We start from the raw sequence: 18,908 nt of genomic DNA, 5'->3' as shown, positions 1-18,908 counted from the left end.
CGAAAAATAAAGTTATGGAACAAAATACCCAGAAAAAATTGGTATCAGAAAAATTTAGAGTTTATACCTCAGATGATATTATCGGTTGTGAGATATCTGGAATTGCAAAAAATGTTATAGCTATTGCAGTCGGTATTGGCGCTGGAGCAGAGTATGGGGATAATGCAAAGGCACTAGTTATTACAAGGGGTTTAGCAGAAATCAAAAGATTAGGTTCAGCACTAGGTGGAAAGTCAGAAACATTCTCAGGTTTAGCTGGCATAGGGGATCTAATAGCAACATGTTCAAGCGATCTTTCTAGAAATAGAACTGTTGGTTTTATGTTGGGTCAAGGCAATACATTAGATGAAATATTAAAAAAATCAAATCATGTTGCCGAAGGTGTTAATTCAGCAAAATCTTTATCTGAACTTGCAAATTCCTTTGGTGTTTCAATGCCAATAGTTGATGCGATCGAAAAAGTTATCAATGAAGGAAAAGTTACAGAAAAAGCAGTTGCAGCTCTGATGACTCGACCTGCGACTGTAGAATAAAATACAAATGTATAATGTAGAAATTCCAAAATACCCTACGAATGATATTGAATATGCTTATATAAAGAATTCACAAATAGTTGCAGGTATGGACGAAGTTGGAAGAGGGTCATGGGCGGGTCCATTAGTAATGGCTGCAGTCATACCTGGTGAAGGGACAATACCTGGGGTTCGAGATTCTAAAAAAATCTCACAAAAGAAGCGTGAATTATTAGTTCCAATAATTTCACATTGGGCAGTTGGTATAGCAATTGGTACAGTTAGCAATAATGAAATTGATGAATTCGGGATGAGTCAGTCTTTAAAATTATGTGCTCATAGGACAATAAAAAATCTTGAAGAAATAATTGGACATATAGATGTTGTTCTACTTGATGGCAATATAGATTTCTTAGAAAGAGGTGATATTAAAACCGAATTGATCATTAAAGGCGACAATTTTTCACATGCTATTGCATGTTCATCAATAATTGCGAAAGTCCATCGTGATAGATATATGTCTAGTAATGAAATAGCAGGAAAATATAAGGGTTATTTTTTTGAGAAGAATAAAGGATATCCAGCCCCCATACACAAAGAAGCGTTGAAAAAGCATGGTGCGACACCAATTCATAGAATTTCTTGGGATATATTTGGAGAAAACCGCGAAGATTTCAAAAGATGGAATGAAAACGCGCTATTCTAATATGTCATGGGACAACTGATAACTGTAAGTACAACTGTAAGTTCAAAAGATTCAAAGACTTTTGTCTTAGACCGTGCATTGACTGGCACGGAGAATTTCACATTCACAACAATTGAACAAGCGAGTCAAGACATTTCTCAAGCATATGTATTGGCTAAAGCTATATTGCAATTAGGAGCAAATAGTGTTTCAATTTATTCAAATGTCGTAACCATTAAAGCAAAAGAAGATTTTTTTATAGAAAATGATAAAAAACTTACATCTTTAATGGAGAAACTATTCTTATATTATGGAGAAGATGCAGGTTGTGCTCCTAAAACACAAAATTAATTTATATTTAACTGCCAAATTGGTTCCTAAGAGACAATATCCATTTTTATCTAACTACAACGATTAGCCTATTAGTAAATGAAACTAAGCAATTCAACGAAGAAAATTTTATTAAAATCTACTTCACTCTTAAGGACGGATCCTGTAGGAGTAAGACTTGGCATGGTCGCATTAATAATTGGAACTATTGCTGGTTTGCTTGCTGGTATAGTTTTAGGTTCTTATACTAATAAACTTATTGAACTTCCAGGTTTAATACTATTAGTCCCTGCCGCTGTTGGATTGCGGGGAAATATTTACGGTGCTTTAGCATCAAGATTAAATACTATTGCACAATTAGGTGAGTATAGATTCTCTATAAAAAAATCAACGACTGTCGGAGCCAATATTTATGCATCAATACTGCTTTCTCTCTCAGCCTCCATGTTATTAGCTGTTGTAGCAAAATTTGTAGCAATAAGTTTTGATGTAACAAATTCAATATCAATACTAGAGTTCTTTATAATTTCAGTAATAGGCGGGATAGTTCCTACTGCAATCGTTCTATTATGCACCATATTTTTGAGCAAGTTATGCGTTAGAAGAAACTGGGATTTAGATAATGTGGCTGCTCCTCTAATCACGGCAATAGGTGATAGCGTCACAATACCATCCTTGCTTATAGCTTCTTTATTGCTCCCAAATAGTTTTGTGATTATGACTCTAGGTATTATTGTTTTCGTAATTTCAGTACTAACTATTATTATGGGAATATGGTCAAACATTGAATTAGTAAAACGTATAGTTAGAGAATCTCTACCAGTTTTAATTATTGGAGGGTCGGTATCTATTTTAGCTGGCTTGGCTATACAATCTAAAATATCTTCATTCGATAAATTTCCTATACTACTAGTGCTACTCCCTCCAATGCTTAGTATCAACGGCGCAATAGGTTCAATATTATCTGCGCGTGTAGCTACTAAACTACATTTAGGTTTTGTTGATGCGAATAAATTTAAATTTTCTAATGTAAGCGAAGATATAACGGTTTCATATCTACTCACTATTCCAATATTTACAATGTTGGGTATCTTTTGTGCCATATTTTCTATTTTTGGACATCTGTCAGGACCTGGATGGTTTTATATAATTACCATATCTTTAGTTGCTGGATTTATTGCGACAACTTTCTCTAATTTTGTAGGTTATTTAAGTGCAACATTAACATACCGTTTTGGTTTTGATCCCGATAATATTGCAGTACCTTCAGTCACATCCATGTCAGATTTAATAGGAGCGGTTGTCCTTATGTCGGTAATTTCGCTATTACCGATATGAGTTTAGAAATAAAAATTAGTAAACACTATAGAATTACCAAATAAAGGAGAAACAAATGGAATCGACACCGAGGAATCTTCGGGCAATGCTCGCAGAAGCTAAAGATCATTCTGAACTAATGATTGACCTCGCATATGCGGCATTGTTTTTTAATGATGAGGAGATGGCAGAGGAAGTGTTTGAGCTAGAGACAGATCTATATATGAGAGTGCATGAAATGCGCGAAGTTTGTATATTAGCTGCTAGAAATGTAAGAGATGCGAGCCAGATGAGCTCTGTATTGCTTGTAATGACATCTATTGAACGCATGGGGTATGCGGCTACAGAAATAGCCAGAATAGTTGTCCATAAATTAGGTATACCCGCAGCTCTATTAAATGATCTAGCATCTGCACAAGAAGTTTCTCACAGAATGCGTATTCGTGAGACCTCACCTATGGCCCATCAAAGTCTCGAATCTTTAGAATTGCCTACAGAATATTCGATGCGTGTTGTTGCTATTAAAAGACAATCAAATTGGATTATTGATCCGGACGGTGACCAAATTTTGCTTCCTGATGATATTTTGATACTTCGTGGATCACCAGATGGGATTTCGGGTCTACGTAATCTTGCAGGTGCGCCAGTTTATAAACCTATTGTAGAAAACGATCAAGGTATAATATCTGATCTAGATAGAGCCGTTGATGTTTTAGTAGAAATGAAAAATCTTTCCGAGGTTTGTGTTGGTTTAGCATATAGTGCATTATTGTTAAACGACAGGTCTTTGGCAGCTGAAGTAAACCATTTAGAAGATCGAATTGATGAGATGCGTGATCATTTAGAAGTATGGATCTTGCGTGCAGCGGCTGAAATGGTCGATCCTTCTCAATTGCGTGGTCTTTTGCGTTTGGGTGGTGCAGCAGAAGAGATTGGAGATGCGGCACAACAATTGGTTTGGTTGATTGATACACAAGAGGAGATTCACCCTGTACTAAAAGCATATTTAACCGAAAGCGATGAGGTAGTCATCCGTATGCCAGTTGCAAAGGACTCAGTCCTTGTTGGAAAGACATTAGGCGAAGTAAAATTAGAAATCGAAACTGGTTTTTTCCTACTTGCGATAAAGCACAATACTCGATATTTCTATAGACCAAAATCTCACCTAAAAATTAGGGCCGAAGATGAGTTAATACTAAATGGTCCAAATGAAGGTCGTCAATACCTTGCAGAGCTTTGTGGATATGTATTTACAGAAGATGAAGAAACAGGTGAGTACGAAATTGTTGTGTTACCAAAAGATAGTAAATCTGATAAAGATAATTAGTCTAAAGAATATTAGGTTACAGGAGCGATAGCTTGTGTTCCTCTACGGACTTTGTTAGGAAGCATTGTGTAGGTCCATCTGAGCTTATCGATCTTGTCAGGTAAACCGGGTCTGATAATAGTTCTTATATTTTCAACTGTTATGCCAGGATAACCTTTATCAATTTGTATTTCTTTTCCAGCTGGTAGAGTCGGGTCGTCGGTATATTGTGTAGCAATCTCAGTTTGCGCAACGATATTAGGACCTTCTAGATTTACAACTCTTCCTTCTTTATTCCCGTATAGAGATACAGTGACTGAGGAATTTCCAACATATGTTCGAACAAGTATTCCTGACTTATAATCATCTTGAATCCTAAGATCTATAGTTCCATAATTTAATGTCGCTTCTCTTCCCATTGGATATCTTGAAATATATATAGAGTGTGGAACATGTTGTATATCTTTATAGCCTGCAATCCATCCTGCATTAAACATTGTTGTTGAAAATTGGCTTGCACCACCACCAAAATCTTCTGTAAAACCATCGTCACCAGAATAAACAGGTGCTTTAAAGTATCCATTTTCTGCGGTTCTTTTTCCAAGTGTTTGATTTAGCGAGAAAGTCTTACCTGGTTCAATTACAGTGTTATTAACTACTTGGGCAGCTCTTGCAATATTCTTTACACGTATTTGACCGGGTGTAAAATTAGTTGTAAATGTTGAAACTAATTCTGTAATATTTAAATTTTTTGCCCATTGAGTATCATGTAAAGGAACATTTTCGATAATAGAAACCTTGATATTGTGGTTACCTTTAATTATTGATTTAATAGAAGTCTCCAAGTCAATTTTTTTACCTGTTTGACTGCCAACTACTGATACAGATGTCCCATTGACTGCAAAAGTAGCATCTATAGGGGCTAGTTCTACCCCAGCAAGTTGTTCACTAAGTAATGAACGCAATATTGTTTCGTTTATGTTTATATCTAATTTATTTTTATTTGGAATTACTGTTAAAGATGCTGCTATTTTCTCCGGTGTAATTGTTACAATATTTCCAGCTGGTGTAGTAATTGTAGAATTTTTTGAGAAAATCTCTTTAATAATTATAGCTTTTGAATTTGCTTCTTTTAATGTGATCTTTGCATCAACTTTTTTCTTTTTTAATTCAATTTTTTTGGTCGACAAATTTTTAACAGAATTTAAGATTTCTTTAGATATTTCAGAAGATGATATTCCTATGCCAGACACTGGTTTTTGTACCTTAACATTCAAACCTTTTATCGTTATACCTGCATCTACTCGACCAGAGGAAAGTTCGTTTGATATATTCTGAACTAATTCTCCAAATTTATCTTTATTGTAATTAAAAACTGGTATCACATTGGAATTCCCTGTATGTCTTGAAAAGAAACTCTGAGTTGATGGTATTGGACTATACGTTTTTTGGAAGTTATATGCTTTGTTGATTGTTTTGGTATTTTCGAAAGTCAGATCAAAATCTTGTGACGAAATTGATATTGTTTTCCCATCTACTTGAAATTGTATAGGGGATTCAAGATACTTCTTTGTTGCTTTATCTAATTGATTTCTTGAACTTATTTTTGTTTTTGTGCCATAGTTTGTATTACCTATTTTTATTCCTGGCAAAATTTTAGATGCAAAAATCGCTTGCTCTGAGAAAATTAATAAAGTTAGAATTGTGATGATTATTAAAAGTGTTGTCAATGTATTTTTAAGATAATAATGAGATTTTTTAAATACTTTTACATTGTTTTCTTTTGAGCTATTTACATTATTTTCAACAGATATTTCTTCGCGGATATCAATCTCGAGTAGTTCAATGTCAGATTCTGCAAATAACTCTTGATTATTCTTAATATTTTGAGTTTTTTTTGTTTGAGGAGGAGTTGACACACCGAAACGCTAGTTGATTTTAAGCTATTATAGCCAATCGATAAACTAAAAGTGTCAAATGAGGTAATAATACACTTTTGTTGATTTTGTTAGTGATATCCTATCTAGCATGACAATCAAGATTTTCGATTCTTCACATGCAGAAATTATTTTGAGTGATGACTTTGCTTCTGATTTATTTAATAGATTTGTTACCACGATCGAACCTAGAGTTTCATCGTGCATATATTGTAATAGTTGTGTAGTGGCATATGAACCGTTTGCTCGAATGATTGAATCGATCAATGAGACTAACTCAGAGTCCGAGCTAATTAACGCAATAATTGATTTCTTAGAAAACGCATCAAGTATTCATTTATATATTTGGGAAGAAAATGATTGTATTCATAACTTATGGCTTGATCCGTTATTTGCGGAATGGTCAATTGCGACTGGTGAAAAAAGAATACGACGTTAATTTAAAAACAGAATGATAACAATAAGACCGTAGATTATACCTAGTAGAAAACCAAAAAGAATATCACTTAAATGATGCATTCGAGTATATATTCTCGAATAGCCAACTAATAATGCAAGAGGTATAAGACAAATATAAAGTAAGTTAAGATTTGAACATAGAACAATTGTTGCACACATTGCACTTGTTGCATGTCCCGATGGAAAAGATGAAGTAATAGGCATCCTCATACCGTAAGGTAATTTTTCGCCTTTAAGGAAACTATTTTCATTTTCATAGGGGCGCTTTTTTCTAAATATGAATTTTATTGGACCATTTGTCAATCCTGATTCAATCAACATAACACTTATAAAAATTAAAAAATTTCTAAGGTTCCAATCAAATAAGTATTTTATTATCCCTATAACTATCCAAATAGCTGAATGATCAGCAAATTTTGAAAGTCTGAACCAGAAAGCATCTCTTGAAGATGTTCTCTTTATCGTAAGTTTCTTATCACCAAAATGATCTAATTTCGTTAATACATTCATTTGGGTATCATGCCACCTTTTGCAGGACATAGTTCTTGAAAGCTACACCAATCACATAGTCTTGAAACTTTCGGTCGGAAATCGACATTATCTACTGCTATTTTTACAGCTGTAGCTATTGCTTTAGATTTATTTGCAATTGATTTAATCGAATGTTCAGAAGGTGTTCCTAAAATTATTACAGGTTTTGATAAATAGATGAGTTGTATTTGCGCAGGCAACTTTCCAAAGTTCTCGAGGCATAAAAGTGAATATATATGCATCGAATCCATTTTCGAATTTTCCATTTGTTTATATGGGACAGAACCAGTTTTATAATCTATTACTATAAGATCGCCATTATCATCAATATCAAGTCTGTCGATGATACCTCTTAAAGTTATCCCATCAATTTCTGCCTCAAGTTTTAATTCTAGGCCAATAGTGTTAGTTCTTTTGGGGTTTTCGATTTGAAAATATTTATCAATTAAAAGTGAGCTCGAATTAATTAATTCCTTTAGCTCATTTTCAGATAAATTTAAATCTACAAGATCAGAAATTGATTCGTATTCTTTAAATGCCATTTCTAAGCTACGTTTTGCTTGAACATGATCTCTTTGCTCTGGATCATTTTCAAATAATAATTCTAATGCTCTATGAATTATTGAGCCTTTAGTTGCAGCATATTGTGGCTTTCTCTCTCGTCTCTCAATATATGAATATCTAAATGCTAGAGGGCATGAAGTAAATTGTGACAACGATGATGGGGAATAGCTCTTTGGTGTTTCTAATAGCACAATTAGATCTTATCTTGTTTTTAACTTGTTGATCGGATGAAACGCTCTATAGATTCTGCTCCTAGAGTGGGATTTTCGAATAGTGTAAAGTGTCCCACGTTTTTAAGCATTTCTATTTTTGAATTAGGGATCTGAGCTGCGATTTCTGTAGCTTGTTTTTTGTTCATTGTGTTGGATTTTTCGCCATATACGATAATGGTTCTAGCAGTTATTGATTTCAATTTCCGCCACACATCGTTAGAAGTGCCAGAATTATATATTGATTCTTCGTCTTCTTTTTTACACTTTAGTGTTATTCCTGAATCGTTCTTTTTAAATCCATACTTTGAGTAAAGTGCCAAAGTGGATCTATCTAATGTAGAAAATACACCACGAGATGAAAATCGTTCATATACTTCTAAACTATTTTTAAAGGTATCTCTGCGGTTTCTTGCACTTAGCGCTAAGAATTCTCTATTTTTTAATTCTGTGTCAGGCGGAAATATTATAGGTTCACATAAATACAAACCATGAAAATCATTAGGATATTTAGCAGCATGCATCGCCAATGAACTTGAACCTGAAGATATACCTACACCAAAAAATTTGTTTTGATTTGTGAATCTTTTTAAAAAATCGAATACAGCAAATAAATCATTGCCTAAGTGAGACCAATCTTTAACATTTCCTTGCTGGCTATTACCATGGCTTCTCAAATCTAAACTAAAGATATTTATATTCCTAAGATGAGCAGCAAGAGAAGCATACATATCTGAAACAAATCCAGTCGGATGAATACAAATAACTGTAGGAACATTTTTGTTTGCATGGGGAGTAAAGTGTGTAATGCTGAGTTCAATATCAGAATATATTTTATATTTATTGGAAATCACAATATAGTAGTTTAATTGTTTATTTTGTTTTCAATATGATTTTGAAACGAAATAAAATCTATTGGTCTTTTATAATAATATCCTTGACCAAAGTCACAGCCGATATCACGCAATATTTCTAGTTGTGAAATAGTCTCAATACCTTCTGCCAAAGTTTTTATTTGCATCCCATGTGCAAGTCCAATTACTGCTGAAACTATTTCGGCTGAAGATTTATTAGTAATCATATTAGCAACAAATGATTGATCAATTTTTAATAGATCAACTGGGAATTGTGCAAGATGTGACAGCGAAGAGTATCCAGTACCAAAATCGTCAAGAGCTATTTGAATGCCCAATTTTTTTAATTCTGTAAATTCAACACTTGCAGATTTAAGATCTTTCATCAATGCTGTTTCAGTTATTTCTATACCTATCAGATCAATAGGTGCATCTAAAGATTTTATTAATCCGCTGATAATTTCTGCGATATTATGTGTTTGGAATTGATTTGCTGAAATGTTTGTCCATATTGTGATATTGTGACCATTGTCATATAAGGTAATTAAATCCTTTAGTACTTGAGTAAACATACTTTCAAAAAGTGGTCCAATAAGATTTGTCTCTTCCGCTAAATCGATGAAGTGCTTTGGTGCCAATATGCCATGGTGAGGGTGATGCCAACGTGCTAGAGATTCAGCACCAATAATCCGATCACTATTTAAATCAATTTCCGTTTGATAAAAAGGATTGATTTGTGAATTTAAAATTGCCTTAGATAACTCTTTTTCTCTTTTTAATTTCTTTATTGCAAATGCTGAACCTTTTAGGCTGGCAAAAGCATAGGATTGTTTTGCTGTATCCCTACATAAAGTCATTGCTGAATGTGCATCGTGTAAAACAATATCTGCATTTAAATATTTACTTATATTTGTGACAGTAATTCCTATTGAGGGTTTTAACAATATATCTTGATGGGATATATCAAAAGGAGCATTAAGTGTGTCTACTAATTCTTTAGCCATAATCTGTGCTTGATTAGGATTGTTGATATTTTTAAATAATATTGCAAACTCCGACGAACCAACTCGCGCTACGAGATCATCGACATTTGTGTTTAATTTAATTCTTTTTGCTGCATCACACATAACTTCGTCAGCGGCATCATGTCCTAATGATTCAACTATGAAGCCATATCTACCTACATCAATTGAAAATATGCATATTGGTATCTGTTTCTCAAAACTATATTCCAAGGCTATATTTAAATTCTCGTGAAATAAGACTCTATTAGCGAGACCAGAAGTTGGATCATGTAAAATTTCATGTTCAAGTTTTTCTTCAATGTGTTTAGTTTTTGTTATGTCGTAAAACATAATAATTACTGCTTCTTGATTTGAAACTTTTGACAAATTGACTAAAAACCATTTTCTATTTGAGCCTCTTGCTATTAATATATCAAAACTCACTTGTGTCTTATTGCCGATAGTTAGCTCGGTGAACATTTCGTAAAATAGTCTTTCATTAACACCTGAGATATCGATTTCTTTAAATCTATGTAGGATATTATGTATTGTCTTACCCCTGGATTTCCCTTTTAAGTATTTATTCACAGACATTTTAAATCGATCATTTGCAAATAAAATATTACCTGAATTGTCGCACATTATTGTTGGAGCGCTAATCGCTTCTAACATTTGATATGCGATTTTTTCATTATTATTTACTTTTTTGAGTATTTCTTCACGTGCATAAATTGAGCATAAATGATGTGCGATAGTTTCAGCCCACGTAATTGTTTCTTTATCAATTGTGATGTTTCTTATAGAAGCTATAGAGAATACGCCTATTGTCTTTCCGCTAGATATAATCGGAATTCCAATATAATGTTTTATCCGCATTGGTTGACACATAGAAGGACAAATATTCATTTCATCTTTATTTCTATTACTAAATATCAATGTAGAGTTTCTTCTAATGACTTCACCAGATAATGTATCTTCTAATTTCAAAAGCGCACGTGGTTCAGGAATCAATTCAAGGTTTTGATCAATACTTAATGCACTAAATATCACATTGTTTTGATCGTCATATCTCTCAATAGACGCAAATGTTATAGGAAATGAACTTGTAATTATTTCACATACTTCTTGCATTAAAGTACCAGACAAATAACTACCATATATTTCATTGCTTAACTTATGAACTAAATCAAGTGCACGAATTCTAAAATCTTTTGTTTCTAAATATCTATCTTGAGGTGGCTTAGTTTCATCTTCTTCATTTAAATTTACAGTTTTTTCGTAAGAATTTAAAACGTGTAAATTATCTGGTAAGCAAAAATTCTCAGAACTAATAGAGCCATCTTCAATAGGCACCCCCATGATCATCCCTTCCCAACAATATAAGTTAACCATAAGTAATATAAATAATAAAGAGATTTCTTAATAATCTCACAAGATATTTTGATTATTGTTTTAACTTGTGAATAATAGGCTAGCCTTAAACGGCCAAATGGGGCAAAGGTTTCTACTACCATGTATGTTGCTAATAATTTTAAAAAAGGAAAAAATGAATATTGCAGTTTTCGTTAAACAAATTCCGGATCAGAGTGTCGTCGGCAATCTAAATAGTGATTTTAGGTTTAATAGAGAAGGAAAAATAACAATAGACGAAGCAGATTTATATGGAGTGGAACTTGCTCTACAGCTAAGAGATTCTGTTGGGTCGGGTCAGGTAAGTCTTATCTCGATGGCACCTAATAGTGAGGTAGTTGGAATAAAGAATGCACTCGCAATGGGTGCAGATAATGCAATTGTGATTTCTGATATACAACTTTCCGGTAGTCATAGTTTGGCAACAGCGAAAGTGTTAAATGCTGCAATTTCGAAATTAGAAAATATTGAACTAATAATTGCTGGTACAGAAAGTAGTGACGGTTATACAGGTTTATTGCCAGCACAAATTGGTGAGCTTCGTAAAATTAGCGTTTTAAGTTTTGCAACCAGTGTAGAAATTGTCGATGGGGTAATCAAAATTAATCGACAGACTGAATTAGGAATTGATATCGTTTCTGCGAAACTTCCGGCAATAGTAAGCGTAACTGCGGGTTGTGTTGAACCAAGATACCCTAACTTCAAAGGTATAATGGCCGCAAAATCTAAACCTATAGAATTCTATGATCTCGCCGATTTAGGGATAGATCTCACCGAACTAAATATAGATAATCAAAATGTTTTCGAAATGGAGCCAAGCGAGGTAAGAAGTGCAGGAGAAAAAATCGAAGACGAAGAAATAGGTGTTGGCAAAATTATTGACCTATTAGAATCACAAGGAGCTTTATAATGGATAAGTCCAATAACATAATAATCGTCATTGGTGAATTTGATTCTGAACAGAATATAGCAACATCAACATTAGAAAATGTCACTTTGGGTCATAAGCTCAGTTCAGAAGTGCATGTAGTTTTAGGTACAAATATATTCAATAAAGGACTAGACCAATCTAGATGTGCAGAAACACTATCGGAATATGGAGTTACTAGTGTTGAGTTTGTAGATAATGCTGATCAACTAGTTGGTTCAGGTACCGGTAGAGCTATTTCTAAAAAGAGTCAAGCATTAGTTGATGCTAATAAGTTTGTTACAGTCCTTGGCTCCCAAACATATACTTCAAGAGACATTGCTGCATGTCTTAGCGTAGCAATAGACTGTAGTGTTTTAGCAAATGCAAATAATATTGAGATAGACGATGGTGGCATTGTAACAACACACATGGTTTTTGGTGGTACCAAAATTGTGAAAGCTAGATTGAACAATTCGAAAGTTGCAATTGTTTTATTAAGACCAAAATCGTGTACTGCCGAAAAATCTGATGGTATAAATTGTGAAGTGGCTAATACATCAGGAACTAGTTTGATTGATGATAGTCAAATAACAAAAGTTATTTCTCAGGACAATTCTGAAGCTGAAGGAATTTTGCTTGAAGATGCAAAGGTCGTTGTATCTGGTGGACGAGGGATGGGATCTGCTGAGAACTATACAAAGCTAGTTGGCGCTTTAGCTGATCTGTTACAGGGCGCGACAGGAGCAACGAGGGCTATAGTGGATGCTGGATGGGTACCATACTCTAAACAAGTTGGACAAACAGGTAAAACCGTAAAACCAGATGTCTATTTTGCTTGTGGTATTTCTGGGGCAACACAGCATCAAGTTGGTATGAAAGGTTCGAAGAAAATAATTGCTATAAACACAGATATTGATGCACCCGTATTTTCAATCTCTGATATTGCAATTGTTTCTGACGTAAATACTTTTTTGCCCAAGCTTATAGATGCGATTAAAGCCAAAAAGAGCTAAGAAGGTGTAATAGTACCTGAACGAAACGCTCTTACGTTTTCATTTGCAGGTAAAGATATATTTAAATCTTCTTTTTCTGCATCCTCATCATCTTTGTCATAACCTTTGGTATTTGCTTCACTTACAGATATTATTGGTTTAATGATCGGGCTTTTATAAGCACCAGAATATTCATCATCAAGCGAAATAATATTTTCATTTAAATCATTATTAGTTTCTATGTGGCTTAAAGTCTCGATTACGCTAGTCATTATCTTCCAAGGTCGGCCGTTTGCTGCGACTTCGACAGAATCTGGACTTGCTTCACTGTGACTACTTAATGAAATTGCCGTATTAGCAGTAACTTTTAAGGTACCACTAAATTGTTTACCTGAAATATATACACTCGCTCCACCAATACTTGCAGAATGAATTGTTTCATTCGTGACTAGTACAGCTGACATAGAAGTTTCAATGTCTCGTGCACGGGCATGATCTCGAATTAATTTAACGTATTCTTCTACGTTTTGAGTTTTTGATGCAAGCACATCTGCAATGGTTGCAACTATTGCAGCTCCAACTACGGCTTGGGTTCGACTATTTGTTGTTATTGCGCCAACACCATAAAGTGAAGTTGATTCATTTATGGGTCGCACGATATGGAATGTACCTGCATCTTGGCGAGAATGGACAATAGTTACATCGCTAGTTGTAGGTAGGAGAGTGTCGTGCAAAACATTTTCAAATTCAACTAATGAATTCTCTGCTTCAATTCGCGCTGCTTCTTCCATTGCTATTCTGGTTTTCCATGCAGCTTCAACTTCATTTTCATCTTTATAATCTTTAATGATTGCTACCCATTGGTTTTTATCAGATTCATTAATTGGCCTACCAGAAATTTCTAATCGCTTATCACCATCTTCTAAAGATTTTAGATTTACTAGTGTTCGAAAACTAGTCTGGTCTTGTAGCTTAGAAAATAATTCTGTGACCCTATTTGTATCTTCGGGGATAAATGTTTGTAACCAAGATATGAGTTTTCCATCAAATTTCTCTGGGTTCAAACCGCTCCAATTTGCAAGTCGATCTGATAGATAGCAGTCTTGTGAATTTAAATCAAAAAAACATAAACCCATTGCACCAGATTTAAGTGCTAGTGCTAATGCAGCTTCCGAACCACTTGCATCGGATGACGTTTCATCATTATTTACTTTTAAGTGTATTAGCGATTTGAATAGGTCTATTAGGTCTAAATCATTTTTATTAAGTCCATGAGTTGAAGATGGCACAATCACTAATTGAATTTTTTGTTTATCTTCAGAATCAATACTTATTTCAATTGTAGGAGTAGAAGAATTTATTCCACTAGAACTCGAAGGATTCGATGATGCCCAAGCAATTGTTTCAGCTGACTTTCCATTTACTGCGACTATTTGGCAGTCAGCAGCTATTTTTTCTTCTATTAAAATATCGCATAGCTTTTGATATGGATCTAAATCACTGTTAGAAAATTCTTTAACTGTATTAAGTAGGGTGCTAGTTTCATTTGTGGGTTCTTTTAAAAGTATTACTTTTATAGATTCATCATCAACTTGGATTTCTTTTGAGATGCATGTCAGGGAAATATTGCCATTGCTTGTATTAAAAATTACGGTATTCGCAGTATTGGAAATATTTTCACCGGGTTGTAGGTATCGGTATATTGAACCACCCTCTAAGTGATCTCTTTTCGTCTGTAACAGCTTTGATGCACCACTGTTGGAAACTAATATAATGTCGGAATCGTTAAGGGCTATAACGGCATTGGGTAATGAATGGAGAATTGCTCTTAATATTGATTCATTTGCTAGTTCTTGCAATTCGGATCATCCTTGGGCCGCTTGATTACTTATCGCTCTAGTTTAGTCGAATTGCGCTACGCCATGCGTACATATTAGAATATAAGCCTCATCCTAGCTATAGTGTGTAAATAGGATTAAATGTCGAAAGGTAAATTATGGCTTCAGAAGAACCAGATACAATAGTAGCAAAACCCGTTAAAACAAGAGCTGATAATTTTGGAAGCTCTCCACGGAATGTTCCAGGATTAACAGTTGTTAGACCTGTTAGATCATCGGACTCTCAGGCATTAATAAAAAATAGATTGAGAGAAGTTAATGCTATCTATAGTGCAATAACAATATTATATGAAAATGTTAAGAGAAATAATGCACTGATAGCACGATTAAGAGATATATCAAAAGTGATGCAAAATGCTTTAAGAAATCCTGAGAGCATTGCTGGTAAAATAGCTATTAACTCGGTGAGAAAAGAACTTAAAGAGATACTTAAAAGCGGTGAGTTTAAAACTACTAAGGCGCAGAAGGCGACAATCGGGAACTTAGTAGAACGATTAGACGTACTTGAACCATTAACATTAGTTGGTTCAGTTGCCCAACCTGGCACCACACCCATTCATAGTCGTCCTGGTAGTTTTTCAAGTTTTAGTATAACTGGAATCACACTCTAAAATAATACAAGCATGATCAGAAGGAGAGTCGCCAATGCGCGACTCTCGGCTAACAGATACGTCTTTTAGCCGATTAACTAGAGTATTTGAAATTAACCCAAGATCTATGCGTAAACCTCGGTTATTATTAAAATCACCATTACGATAATCCCAATAGGTGAATCCTTCGCCTTTTGGGTATAGGCATCTATACGAATCAATAAAACCAAGTTCTAAAATAGCAGATAATTTTTCACGCTCTTTTTTTGTAACATGAGTTGTCATAGTAATTTTCGAAATATCATAAACATCAGCATCCGTTGGAACAATATTAAAATCACCCATTACAATAACTTTTTCATTTTCTATTAAAAGTTTTTGTAGTTCTACTTTTAATAGATCAAACCATTTAAGCTTCATCTCATAATGTTCGCTATCTATATCTCGTCCGTTGGGGCAATATACACTCACTATTGTGATCCCATTGACAGTAGCTGAAATTATCCTGCCGTCATTAATATATGGATCCTCAGTAGTATTTAAACCAATTTTCACGTCAATTAAGTCTTCCTTGGAAATAATACAAACACCGTTATATTGACTTAGGCCGTAATGGGCAACGTCATAACCCAATATTCGAATATCGAATTCAGGAAAGTTCTTATCTTGACACTTTGTTTCTTGTAATAATAAAACATCAATATCATCATTTAGTTCTAAAAATTCTTTTACACGCTCAAATCTTGCACGAAGTGAATTAACATTCCAAGAAGCGATTTTCAATTTCTTATACCAAGCAACATATTGATATGATCAATTTTTGATTCAAGTTCTAAATCGTTTTCTGCAACGATTGTTATATGTCCGACTTTTCTCTTAGGACGAACTTCTTTGTTATACCAATGAAAATAAACACATTTCGTTTCTTCGAAATAATTTAAGGCTTCGTCATTGGGTCTATAGCCAACAATATTTATCATTGCGCAACTACCTATTATGTCACTAGGCCCTAATTCTTGACCTCTAATTGCGTTTATATGATTCTTGAATTGACTAGTAACAGAACCCTCTATCGTTAAATGGCCACTATTATGAACACGTGGTGCTATCTCGTTAACTATTAAGCCAGTATCTGTACAAAATAGCTCTACACATATAGTTCCAACATAATTGTGTTCTTCGCAAATAGTTTTTACTATTTTTTGTGCATTCTTTTCGTCAGCATAATTGAGAGTTTCTTTATTAATTGGGCATCGTGAAATATCTAATATTGAATCTTTATGGATATTATGAATCAAAGGCCAAGTAATAAATTCTCCATTTAAAGAACGAGATGCGATTATGGAACATTCAAAACCAAAATTGATTAGACCTTCTATTATCAATCCAGGGTTAGAATTTAATTTGCTAAGTTCAATAGCTAGGTTTTTTATTTCTGAATCGAGAATACCATTTTTTAAAACCCATTGTCCCTTTCCATCATAACCACCATGTCGTGTTTTTATTACGATACCTGAATCAGATAGATTTTTTGATGAAAGAGTATTGATTATTAGTTTTGAAATTTCATCGGAATTTAAGTTTTTATCTATCTTGATAAACGGGGCAGTCGAGATTCCCAGTCTATTTAATTCTGTTTTCTCTTTGAAACGATCGCCACTTAGTTGTACAAATCTATAATCGGGAAATACATCAAGTTCTCTCTTGATAATACCATTAGCGAATTCAACACCTAAATGTTCTGAATCAAATGTGACAACATCTACTAGTTCGCAAAACTCATCTAAATTTTCACCTAAAGACAAATCTTTTGTAAACGGTTTTGTTACTTTAAATGCGCAAGAACCAGCCACATCGGCTGATATAAAAGACAAATCTTCGCCTGCGCAAGATTCGGCAAGCATCTTTGCCAGTTGTCCACCACCTAAAATACCAATTTTATTAATTTCATCCGAAGTTTTTTTTGTAGACATAAGTTTATGATGGTTCCGAAAATTCTAAAATCTTTTGAGAAGAATAGCCACATATCGTTGCTGAAAGTAAGTATCTCCAGGAAGTCCTTTTTTCTTCATACGATTTTGAAGCTTTAGTATATTTATCTTTGACGTCTTTAGCAATGGTTTCTTTATCAATAAGTCCAATAGCATCTTTTAGCTCTTGTGATCCAGATAACTTAACAGAGCCAACGCTTGATGCATTGGCTCGAAGGCGACCAATTATATCCTCTAGATCGATTGCAGAATCTAATTGTTTAGACGTATTCTTTTTTTTAACAGCATCTAAATATTCGCTATATGACTTCAATCCATCTTTCGTGATGTCTCTTTGGCCGCCAATCTCCACCGCCAAATTTAGGGCATCGAAAAGTTTTGTGTATCTTTTTTGCAATTGTGGCAATATTCTTTCAAATTTCTTTGTTGTTTGAGTTTCACTCTTTGAAAGTTCACTACAACCTGATATTATAAAAATCGAAAGCACAACTATGACCAGAACAGATATGATTAATAAACGACGACGCATACATACAGGTTACCGAAAATATTCACCCAAAACTAAACTTTCTGTACCACTTTTGTTAATAATTTTGGTTGCAACCCTTATTGCGCTTTACAGCGGATTTCAAACTGGTGCTTTATCGTCAAGAGTTAATGCAAAAGTTATATCAATCGCTGATGGAGATACCATTAGTGTTCAATTAGAGGATGATCAAATAATCAAGGTTCGACTTTTAGGTATAGATACTCCTGAAACTCATCATCCAACAAAACCAGTAGGTTGTTACGGCCCACAAGCTTCTGAATTCACAACTAAGAAGCTAACAAATAAAAGGATTGAATTAGAATACGATATTGAAAAGTATGATAAATATGGTAGAACATTAGCTTTCGTATATTTAGATGGTGTCAGGTTCAATGATGTGCTCGTAAAAAATGGTTACGCTAGAACCTTGACTATAGCGCCGAATAAAAAATATTCTTTTAATTTGTTAAAGCTAGAGTTAGAAGCAGAAAAAAATAAAGTTGGTATGTGGGGAGCTTGTTGAGACTTTATTAATCAACTTCACTTAGTAATTTTTCTTTTAGCTTAGCAAGGGCACAACCCAAAATCTCTTTTGCTTGATTCCGGGTAAGTCCCATGTCTCTTGCGATGTCTTTCATTGACTCTGGTTCTGAACTTAGACCAAATCTACGATCCAAAATTGAGTATTCTTCGCTATTTAAAAGTGAAAAAAACCTAGGATCAGCTTTTAATTCTAATAAATCAATATCATCATAAGGATCTTCTATATCGTGAGTATTTAGATCAGTTAAAGTTTGCGCATCAGCATAAACCCAAGATTCGTCTTTTTCATCTATGGTATCTAATGGATTTCTCAATGTTCTGGTCTCCTTAACGTTTA

At 34.1% G+C, this 18,908-nt stretch carries 20 protein-coding genes; 10 read left to right on the top strand and 10 right to left on the bottom strand.

The genetic code is table 11. The features are described 5' to 3' along the window. The 5 genes from KBF89_05645 to KBF89_05625 form a co-directional block, all read left to right on the top strand. The coding region (locus KBF89_05645; protein ID MBP9115812.1) for an NAD(P)H-dependent glycerol-3-phosphate dehydrogenase at positions 1-533 on the top strand (533 nt) is incomplete at its 5' end. A 7-nt stretch (positions 534-540) separates the two neighbouring features. Continuing rightward, positions 541-1,218 carry a ribonuclease HII gene (locus KBF89_05640; protein MBP9115811.1) on the top strand — a complete coding sequence of 226 codons (678 nt, stop codon included), beginning with the start codon at positions 541-543 and terminating at the stop codon, positions 1,216-1,218. Between the two features lie 6 nt (positions 1,219-1,224). Then, positions 1,225-1,548 (top strand): hypothetical protein, encoded by a 324-nt coding sequence (locus tag KBF89_05635; protein ID MBP9115810.1) that lies wholly within the window; start codon positions 1,225-1,227, stop codon positions 1,546-1,548. A 78-nt stretch (positions 1,549-1,626) separates the two neighbouring features. Next, positions 1,627-2,865: a magnesium transporter gene (locus KBF89_05630; protein MBP9115809.1), complete on the top strand. Its 1,239-nt coding sequence runs from the start codon at positions 1,627-1,629 to the stop codon at positions 2,863-2,865. A gap of 55 nt (positions 2,866-2,920) precedes the next feature. Beyond that, entirely contained in the window at positions 2,921-4,171 is a 1,251-nt protein-coding gene (locus tag KBF89_05625; GenBank protein MBP9115808.1) for a potassium channel protein, read from the top strand. An 11-nt stretch (positions 4,172-4,182) separates the two neighbouring features. Here KBF89_05625 and KBF89_05620 read toward each other — a convergent pair whose 3' ends face one another. Continuing rightward, entirely contained in the window at positions 4,183-6,069 is a 1,887-nt protein-coding gene (locus KBF89_05620; GenBank protein MBP9115807.1) for a VanW family protein, read from the bottom strand. Between the two features lie 109 nt (positions 6,070-6,178). Here KBF89_05620 and KBF89_05615 point away from each other — a divergent pair, with 109 nt between their 5' ends. Further along, a complete protein-coding gene (locus tag KBF89_05615) occupies positions 6,179-6,526 on the top strand; it encodes a hypothetical protein (protein MBP9115806.1) in 348 nt (115 codons plus the stop codon). Here the strand turns inward: KBF89_05615 and KBF89_05610 are convergent. The 4 genes from KBF89_05610 to KBF89_05595 are packed head-to-tail and all read right to left on the bottom strand — an operon-like array spanning position 6,523 to position 11,067. Then, a complete protein-coding gene (locus KBF89_05610; GenBank protein ID MBP9115805.1) occupies positions 6,523-7,056 on the bottom strand; it encodes a phosphatase PAP2 family protein in 534 nt (177 codons plus the stop codon). The genes KBF89_05615 and KBF89_05610 overlap by 4 nt on opposite strands. Continuing rightward, entirely contained in the window at positions 7,053-7,832 is a 780-nt protein-coding gene (locus tag KBF89_05605; GenBank protein MBP9115804.1) for a PD-(D/E)XK nuclease family protein, read from the bottom strand. The genes KBF89_05610 and KBF89_05605 overlap by 4 nt, the downstream gene beginning before the upstream one ends. A 20-nt stretch (positions 7,833-7,852) precedes the next feature. Continuing rightward, complete coding sequence (locus KBF89_05600) at positions 7,853-8,704, bottom strand: alpha/beta hydrolase (GenBank protein MBP9115803.1); 852 nt, start codon at positions 8,702-8,704, stop codon at positions 7,853-7,855. An 11-nt stretch (positions 8,705-8,715) separates the two neighbouring features. Then, positions 8,716-11,067 carry an EAL domain-containing protein gene (locus tag KBF89_05595; GenBank protein MBP9115802.1) on the bottom strand — a complete coding sequence of 784 codons (2,352 nt, stop codon included), beginning with the start codon at positions 11,065-11,067 and terminating at the stop codon, positions 8,716-8,718. 187 nt (positions 11,068-11,254) lie between these two features. On the opposite strand from KBF89_05595, the gene KBF89_05590 reads away from it, so the two are divergent. Together KBF89_05590 and KBF89_05585 are read left to right on the top strand one after the other, a co-directional pair. After that, positions 11,255-12,028, top strand: coding sequence for an electron transfer flavoprotein subunit beta/FixA family protein (locus KBF89_05590; protein ID MBP9115801.1), 774 nt, complete (start codon positions 11,255-11,257; stop codon positions 12,026-12,028). Continuing rightward, positions 12,028-13,041, top strand: a complete 1,014-nt coding sequence (locus KBF89_05585; protein MBP9115800.1) for an electron transfer flavoprotein subunit alpha/FixB family protein — start codon at positions 12,028-12,030, stop codon at positions 13,039-13,041. Before KBF89_05590 ends, KBF89_05585 begins: the two co-directional genes overlap by 1 nt. On the opposite strand, the gene KBF89_05580 is transcribed toward KBF89_05585, so the two are convergent. Beyond that, entirely contained in the window at positions 13,038-14,879 is a 1,842-nt protein-coding gene (locus KBF89_05580; GenBank protein MBP9115799.1) for a hypothetical protein, read from the bottom strand. The two genes, KBF89_05585 and KBF89_05580, sit on opposite strands and share 4 nt — an antisense overlap. Before the next feature lie 137 nt (positions 14,880-15,016). Here KBF89_05580 and KBF89_05575 point away from each other — a divergent pair, with 137 nt between their 5' ends. Next, a complete protein-coding gene (locus tag KBF89_05575; protein MBP9115798.1) occupies positions 15,017-15,529 on the top strand; it encodes a hypothetical protein in 513 nt (170 codons plus the stop codon). Here the strand turns inward: KBF89_05575 and xth are convergent. Genes xth through KBF89_05560 form a run of 3 tightly spaced genes read right to left on the bottom strand, consistent with a single transcriptional unit; the run spans position 15,497 to position 17,986 of the window. Further along, entirely contained in the window at positions 15,497-16,291 is a 795-nt protein-coding gene (xth, locus tag KBF89_05570) for an exodeoxyribonuclease III (protein ID MBP9115797.1), read from the bottom strand. The two genes, KBF89_05575 and xth, sit on opposite strands and share 33 nt — an antisense overlap. Further along, positions 16,288-17,481, bottom strand: coding sequence for a 5-(carboxyamino)imidazole ribonucleotide synthase (locus KBF89_05565; protein MBP9115796.1), 1,194 nt, complete (start codon positions 17,479-17,481; stop codon positions 16,288-16,290). The genes xth and KBF89_05565 overlap by 4 nt, the downstream gene beginning before the upstream one ends. Before the next feature lie 4 nt (positions 17,482-17,485). Continuing rightward, on the bottom strand, positions 17,486-17,986 hold the full coding sequence (locus tag KBF89_05560; protein ID MBP9115795.1) for a hypothetical protein: 501 nt from the start codon (positions 17,984-17,986) through the stop codon (positions 17,486-17,488). Positions 17,987-17,990: 4 nt separating this feature from the next. On the opposite strand from KBF89_05560, the gene KBF89_05555 reads away from it, so the two are divergent. Further along, the gene (locus KBF89_05555; protein ID MBP9115794.1) at positions 17,991-18,551 is read left to right on the top strand and encodes a thermonuclease family protein; all 561 of its coding nucleotides are present in this window, start codon (positions 17,991-17,993) and stop codon (positions 18,549-18,551) included. A gap of 7 nt (positions 18,552-18,558) precedes the next feature. Here the strand turns inward: KBF89_05555 and KBF89_05550 are convergent, their stop codons facing one another. Continuing rightward, on the bottom strand, positions 18,559-18,885 hold the full coding sequence (locus tag KBF89_05550; protein MBP9115793.1) for a hypothetical protein: 327 nt from the start codon (positions 18,883-18,885) through the stop codon (positions 18,559-18,561). Positions 18,886-18,908: the final 23 nt, after the last annotated feature.

This window comes from Acidimicrobiia bacterium, from assembly GCA_018057765.1.
GTDB lineage: Bacteria > Actinomycetota > Acidimicrobiia > IMCC26256 > JAGPDB01 > JAGPDB01.
This window is presented reverse-complemented; position numbering and strand designations above follow the sequence as displayed.